The 6,858-nt window shown below is 53.8% G+C and carries 6 protein-coding genes and 1 pseudogene; 5 read left to right on the top strand and 2 right to left on the bottom strand.

Going from position 1 to position 6,858, the window contains the following annotated elements:
• From ABF287_RS17080 to ABF287_RS17070, 3 genes are all read left to right on the top strand, one after another.
• Positions 1-572 (top strand): FCD domain-containing protein (locus ABF287_RS17080; protein WP_347186202.1); only part of this gene is annotated, 572 nt, incomplete at its 5' end.
• Between the two features lie 197 nt (positions 573-769).
• The gene (locus ABF287_RS17075; RefSeq protein ID WP_347186201.1) at positions 770-1,792 is read left to right on the top strand and encodes a Gfo/Idh/MocA family oxidoreductase; all 1,023 of its coding nucleotides are present in this window, start codon (positions 770-772) and stop codon (positions 1,790-1,792) included.
• The gene (locus ABF287_RS17070) at positions 1,789-3,534 is read left to right on the top strand and encodes a hypothetical protein (RefSeq protein WP_347186200.1); all 1,746 of its coding nucleotides are present in this window, start codon (positions 1,789-1,791) and stop codon (positions 3,532-3,534) included. Before ABF287_RS17075 ends, ABF287_RS17070 begins: the two co-directional genes overlap by 4 nt.
• Positions 3,535-3,605: 71 nt before the next feature.
• Here ABF287_RS17070 and ABF287_RS17065 read toward each other — a convergent pair whose 3' ends face one another.
• Entirely contained in the window at positions 3,606-4,433 is an 828-nt protein-coding gene (locus ABF287_RS17065) for a phosphogluconate dehydrogenase C-terminal domain-containing protein (protein ID WP_347186199.1), read from the bottom strand.
• 125 nt (positions 4,434-4,558) lie between these two features.
• Between ABF287_RS17065 and ABF287_RS17060 the strand changes: the two genes are divergently transcribed.
• Complete coding sequence (locus ABF287_RS17060) at positions 4,559-5,920, top strand: four-carbon acid sugar kinase family protein (protein WP_347186198.1); 1,362 nt, start codon at positions 4,559-4,561, stop codon at positions 5,918-5,920.
• Between the two features lie 91 nt (positions 5,921-6,011).
• On the opposite strand, the gene ABF287_RS17055 is transcribed toward ABF287_RS17060, so the two are convergent.
• Positions 6,012-6,437, bottom strand: coding sequence for a TIM barrel protein (locus ABF287_RS17055; RefSeq protein WP_347186203.1), 426 nt, complete (start codon positions 6,435-6,437; stop codon positions 6,012-6,014).
• A 181-nt stretch (positions 6,438-6,618) separates the two neighbouring features.
• Here ABF287_RS17055 and ABF287_RS17050 point away from each other — a divergent pair.
• Positions 6,619-6,858 (top strand): annotated as a pseudogene (locus ABF287_RS17050) (alpha/beta hydrolase); the annotation flags it as partial.

Raw genomic sequence — 6,858 nt, 5'->3', positions numbered from 1 at the left:
GCGTCGGTCGCCCCGCTGTGCGTGAGGCGCTGCAAATGATGGCCAACAAGGGTTTGATCTCGATTTCCCACGGCGAACGCAGCAAGGTCAACAAGCTAACGGCTGGCATTGCCTTGGATCAGGTCGACAATATTGCCAAGCTTTTGTTGTCGACCGACCCTGAAAACTTGGCACACCTCAAACAGTTGCGAAAGATTTTGGAAACAAGCGCTGTGAAAATTGCCGCTGAGCGCTGCACACCGGAAGATGTTGCCAATCTCCGTGCGTTGGTTGCGGATCAGGAGAGTAAACTGGGGCAAGATCAAGCCTTCATCGAGGCAGACATTGCTTTTCACGTCGCCCTATCGGCCATCTCCGGCAATCCGCTGATTCAAGCTGTGACGCAGGCGATGCTGTCTTGGCTCTTTCAGTATTATAAGCCGCTTTTGTTGTGGGCTGGACGCGAAAGCACGACGTTGCTCGAACATGCGCGGCTGGTGGATTGCCTTGAGACGCGCGATGCTGACGGGGCTTTGCGCATGATGACGGATCATTTGGAACGGTCCGATCCATTGTATAGCATCGACACATAATCCAAGATCTGCGTTGCCCTCACCCGGCTGGCGGTGTCTACAAAGTCACCTCGCAAACGCCCAGACATATACTCATTATACCTGTTGACATGGCGACAATGCTTCCGCCAAGATATGGTCGATCACCGCTGCGGTTGTGGTTGGCCAAGAGCCACGAGTGTCACAAGCGTGCGAGTCTATATGGGGGGAGAAACGACATGACACGTAAGGGTGCCTTGATCGGATGTGGGTTTTTCGCAGAGAACCAATTGCATGCGTGGCGCGATATTGAAGGCGTCGATATTGTCGCAATTTGTGACCGTGACCCCGAGAGATTAAAAATCTGTTCCGAAAAGTTCGGCATCTCGCGGACCTATACGGACGCAGAAGAAATGCTTGCGGATGGCGGTTTTGAATTTGTCGACATCGCCACCACACCGCCTTCGCATCGCCCGTTGGTCGAACGGGCTGCTGCGGCTGGATTGCACGTGATTTGTCAAAAACCTATCGCGGAAACGATGCAAGATGCGCGTGCCATGGTCGAGGCGGTCAATGCCGCCGGCAAAGTGATGATGGTGCATGAAAACTTCCGTTGGCAGTCTGCTGTTCAAGCGGCCTTGGCGGTGGTGCGGTCTGGTGAAATCGGTGAACCGTTCTTCTGCCGATTTAGCTTCCGGTCGGGCTATGACGTGTTTTCGGGTCAGCCCTATCTGGCCGAAGGCGAACGCTTCATCATCGAAGATCTTGGCATCCATATTTTGGACATTGCCCGTGCTTTTGTCGGTGATGTCGACCTTATGTCTGCCTCCACAAGGCGCATCAATCCAAACATAAAGGGCGAAGATGTGGCCACAATGATGTTGCAACACAGCGGCGGTGCCACAAGTATTGTTGATTGTTCATACGCCACCAAGCGTCAGGTTGATGCGTTCCCGCAAACTGCGATCGAGATTGATGGCACCAAAGGTAGTTTGCGCTTGGATGTCGGCTATCGTTTGACCGTTGAAACCCAATCCGCAGTTGCAACCGATGTTGCGCCACCCGTGCTGCCCTGGGCCGAAAAACCTTGGCACAATATCCAAGAAAGCGTGCAGACCATTCAGCAACATTTTGTTGATTGCCTGAACGCAGGCACCTTGCCTGAAACCTCTGGCGCAAACAATTTGAAAACCTTTGCGCTTGTTGAGGCAGCCTATCAATCTGCCGCGACGGGGCGCAGCATAAAACTGTCAGACATATGAGCACCGCGTTGGATCTGTTCGGCACGGATGAACCCGTGACCCCGGCGCAGGTTTTGAACTTTGGGCCTGTGAAATTTTCGGTTGAATCAGGCGCGTTGCGCCACATCCATGTGCATGGGTTGGAGGCCATTCGCAACATCGCCTTCGTTGTGCGTGACCGTGATTGGGGCACCATTGCGCCGATCATTTCGAAGGAGACTGTCGACCAAAACGACACAGAGCTGCGGCTGTCGTATCATGCGCAATATCAAAACCAAGGTGCGATTTTAGATGTCGACATTGTGGTGCTTACCACCGCAGAGCATCTGACAATGTCCGCGACAGGTGTCACTACGGGCGCGTTTGAAACCAATCGCGCGGGGTTCACAGTGTTGCACCCTATCGATGGCGTTGCGGGGCAACCTGTGCGTGTCGGGCACAGCGATGGATCGTTTGAAAAAGCGCGTTTTCCTGACCTCATCGAGCCGTGGCAACCTTTCATGGACATCACCAGTCTGGCACATCACGTTGGCGCGCATCGCTTTACCTGTCAGCTTGATGGCGATTTGTTTGAGATGGAAGATCAACGTCAGTGGGGCGATGCGTCGTACAAAACGTATAACCGACCACTGGCCTTGCCATGGCCTTACAAGATTGAAGACAAAGAGCTTTTAGAGCAATCTGTCACGCTCACGTGGGAAGAAACCGCTCAACCACAACACGCTCAAGCAGACCAAATCAGTCAAACCAACGCTACATTTCCAGAAATGGCCTTGGTGATCACGCCCGAAGACGCGCTGAGATTGGCGCAATCTCCATCGGACTTGGACTACGTTGCGCCACAAAGATTGCTGTGCCATTTGGATTGCGCTTTGGGCGACACAGCCGCGCAGTTTGACGCCCTTGCGCGCGCGCAACAGGCTTGCCCTGATGTGATGTTTGACCTCGAATTGATCTGTGTCTGCGCAGCTGATCCTGCGCCTGAATTGCACACGCTGGCGGCGCAGATGGCGGAGTCTGGTTTTGCGCCTGCAAGCGTTTTGATCTGCCCTTCGGTCGACCGTGGGTCGACCCCGCCAGGGTCGGAATGGCCCCCCTGCCCCCCGCTTGATCTCATTCACATTTGTGCTGCAATGAGCTTTCCAAACGTGTTGCGCGGTGGTGGTATGGTCAGCTTCTTCCCAGAATTGAACCGCAAGCGCCCACCTGTCGCGCAACTGGGTTTTGTGAGCCATGGGTTGTGCCCGATTGTGCATGCTGCGGACGATATTTCCGTTATGGAAACGCTCAAAGCAGTGCCTCATATCACGCGGTCGGCGCGCGCTTTCATTGGCGATATACCTTATCGTATCGGGCCGGCGAGCATTGCGATGCGACAAAATCCGTATGGGGATCGCACGATCCCCAACCCCACGCAATCGCGCGTTGCGATGGCGGATGACGACCCGCGTCATCGTGCTCATTTCGGGGCTGCTTATGCCGTCGGTCTTGCTACAGCCTTGGCACCTGCGGGCATCGCCGTCTGGACACCTGCCGCGCTTTACGGCCCGCGCGGAGTTATTTCACAAGGTGCAAGCTGGCCCATTGCCGATGCGTTGCGGGCCCTGTCCACACTCGCGGGGCAACCGGTACAAACTGCGACACAAACAGGCAAAACCGCGCGACTATCTGTCGGGGAAACGACGTTTGAAGTGAATTTGACGGCCTCTCCAGTGGATGACTTGAATGCATATGAGTGGCGCCAAACGGCAAATACGGAATAAAAAAGCGGCCCTCAGATTTTTACCAGGGGCCGTTTTAGAAATTGTAGGGTCGTTAGGTTTTATAACCCAAATTAGGTAATGCGCTCGATGCTCGCCGCGATTTCTTCTGGCTCAAACACGCGCTTCCAATCGTCTTTCATCAAAACGGGTTTGCCAAATTCGATGGCTTTGTTGCACGCATCCGAGAAGACGCCGTCGACTTCTTCGAAAATGACCGCAGCCAAAATGTTCATGTGGCCCAGCAAGAAGTCGCGTGCAGCTGCCTTTGGTACACCGCGATCAACAACTTCATCCATCGCTTCCTTCATCACATCCAAAAGCGTTGCGACAACCGTTTCAGACAAGCCTGGCTCCAGAAGGGCCATTTGTTCAACAGTTACGCGGTAAGAGTTTGCCACAGGTGCGAAAATCGTCTCGCCCACTTTGGCACCTAAAGCATAGTCTTCTTCAGGGCCTTGCATCAGTGAATTGACGATACCTTGCTTGGCAGCAATCCCGCCAAACCGGTCATTGCGGCCTTCAACAGTGTCTTCGTCGTTAAAAATCGGCGGGTGACACGGGTGGCTGACGAAGTAGGTGATGTCTTCGCGTTTGGGCAAGTGCCCAGCAAAGGGCGCCGCGGCGTCCAAACATACGACCATTGCGCCGGATGGAACCTTGTCGATAATCGCGGAGGCGACCTTGCCAATCGCAGTGTCCGGCACGGCCAACACAATCACATCTGCGCCGTCCAAAGCCGTATCCGCTTCAACGCAAGACAGCCCGAGTTCGGCATGCAATCGGTCGCGCCCCTCTTGAGACACCTCGACATGCGCAGTTTCAAAATCCGAATTCACCAAATTGCGCGATAGGCGAACGCCCATTTTCCCGCCTGCTCCAAACAACGCTAGCTTTGTCACACTGCATCTCCTTAAGTTGGTTACGTTTAAACATAACCTGAATTGACAACTGGTATGATAAGATACTAAGCATAATTTCGAGTCAAGCGCATTCGGCAAAATTGGTATACCAAAAGGACAACATCGTGACGCAAACGCCCAATAACATCAAACTCGCGTGGTACGGTGACGATTTCACAGGGGCTGCGGCCACTATGGAGGTCTTACAGTTTGCTGGAATGCCCGCGATGTTGTTCTTAGAAGTCCCAACTGACGAACAATTGGCGCGATACCCAGAGTTGCAGGCCGTTGGCGTCGCGTCAACAGCGCGCACAAAATCGCCTGAATGGATGGATGAGAACCTGCCCGCAATTTTTACGGCGTTGCGTGATTTGGACCCTGAATTGTTGCACTACAAGATCTGTTCGACCTTGGATTCATCGCCCACCTCGGGGTCGATTGGCCACGTCATGGAAATTGGCGCTCAAGTCGCAAACCCTGACGAGATTCCTGTTCTCGTCGCAGCACCTCAGATGGGCCGTTATCAAATTTTTGGGCACTTTTTTGCGGCTCACAACGATCAGGTGTACCGCCTCGATCGTCACCCTGTCATGTCGCGACACCCTGTGACGCCAATGCATGAATCCGACGTGGCGCGCCACCTGTCGGCGCAATCCGAGCACATTGATTATTATGTGTGGACCGCAGAGGCGCCTGCACAACAGACACCATCCACGGGAGAGGTTTTTGATCGTGTTAAAGCCTTCACAATGGACAGTTTTGATGCTGCCACAGAAACCAAAGCGGGTGAACATCTGTGGGTCAACCGCGCCGCGAACTCGTTTGTAATTGGCTCGCAAGGCGTTGAATATGCTTTGGTGCGTCATTGGATTGAAACAGGCGCGCTGTCCGAACAACACCCGCCTGCCAGCGTTGGACGGACGCAAAGAATGGTCACTGTTTCAGGGTCAGTTTCGCCGACAACAGCAGACCAAATTGCTTGGTCGGCCGCGAATGGATTTGAAACAATTCGGTTTGACACAACCCAAGCCTGCCAAGACGCAGCCGCGATTGAAGCAGAAGTGGAACGTGTTGTTGCGGCCAGTTTGGCGGCCATCGAAAACGGGGCCGATCCATTGATTTTCACCGCGTCAGGCCCAGATGACCCAGCTGTTGCGAAGTTTGCAGCCGCGCAAAAGGCCTCTGGCAAGTCCGCCTCTGAAATCAACCAAAACATTGGCGAAGCCTTAGGCGCGTCATTGCTACGCATCCTGACGCAAAGCGGTATTCGCCGTGCCGTGATTTCTGGCGGGGACACCTCGGGGCACGCGACGCAACAATTGGGCATCTTTGCTCTGTCGGCTTTGGCACCGACAATCCCAGGGGCCGCGCTGTTCAAAGCCCATGCAAATGGGCCAATGGACGGCCTAGAGTTAGCGCTCAAGGGCGGTCAAATGGGCAGCCGTGACTACTTTGGTTGGATTCGTGATGGCGGTGGTTTGCGCTGAATGTAATATTTTCAGTCACTTATATCGTTTAACTTAAGAAAATGACGATCCCGACGTTGGCCGAGATCGTCACGCATTTTGATCGTTCAGGTTAAGCGAGAATTGACTTCAAGTATTTGATCGAAGTTGGGAAGTCGTCCATTTCGTGCGGCTGACAGGCTGCTTCCAAAACCAAAGTGCCTTTGTAGTCATCCGCGATCAGGGCTTCGACTTGGCCTTTGACATCGGTCACACCTTCGCCGTAACGCATCCAAACCATTTTGCCATCGACCACAGCGCCGTCTTTTAGGTGCACGTTGCGGATGTAAGGTTTGAGTTTTTCATAGCCTGCACGGAAGTGCGTTTCTTCAGCTTCGTACAAATTGCCTGTGTCCCAAACATAGCCAAAATCAGGGTGATCGACGGCTTCCAAGAGGTTGAAACAGGCATCAGATGTGTCCGCCCAGCTGCCTGGCAGGTTTTCAAGCTGAACTGTAAAGCCGCGCGCAACGGCCACTTCGACGGCGTTTTTGATCAGGGCAACAACTTCTTCAAATTAGCCCTCAATCGGCGTTTCCGCGCGTGTTGGGCCGAATACGATCAAGGTTTTGATGCCCATCTCATCCGCAAGGTCCAAGCTCATTGGCAACAAGTGATTTGCGTGCAGTGCAGTCAATTCACTTTTCAATGGTACTTTGAACAGGCCTGGCCTGCCTGCTATGTGGAAATCGGAAGACTGGGGAACGCCAGTCTTTGATTACTTGGACGGTCGCGACGACGTGGATTCAGCCCGCATCAGCATCACCGGCATTTCCTTGGGTGGCTACTACGCGCCCCGCGTTTGTGCCAACGAGCCACGCTATGCCTCCGGTGCCGTTTGGGGTGCAAACCACAACTGGGCCGAAGTTCAGCAACGTCGCATCAATCGCGAAGGCGAAAACCCTGTGCCGCACTACTGG

Source organism: Pacificibacter sp. (genome assembly GCF_039769035.1).
Lineage (GTDB): Bacteria > Pseudomonadota > Alphaproteobacteria > Rhodobacterales > Rhodobacteraceae > Celeribacter.
Note: the sequence above shows the minus strand (reverse complement) of the source record. Positions and strands in the feature narration are given on the sequence as shown.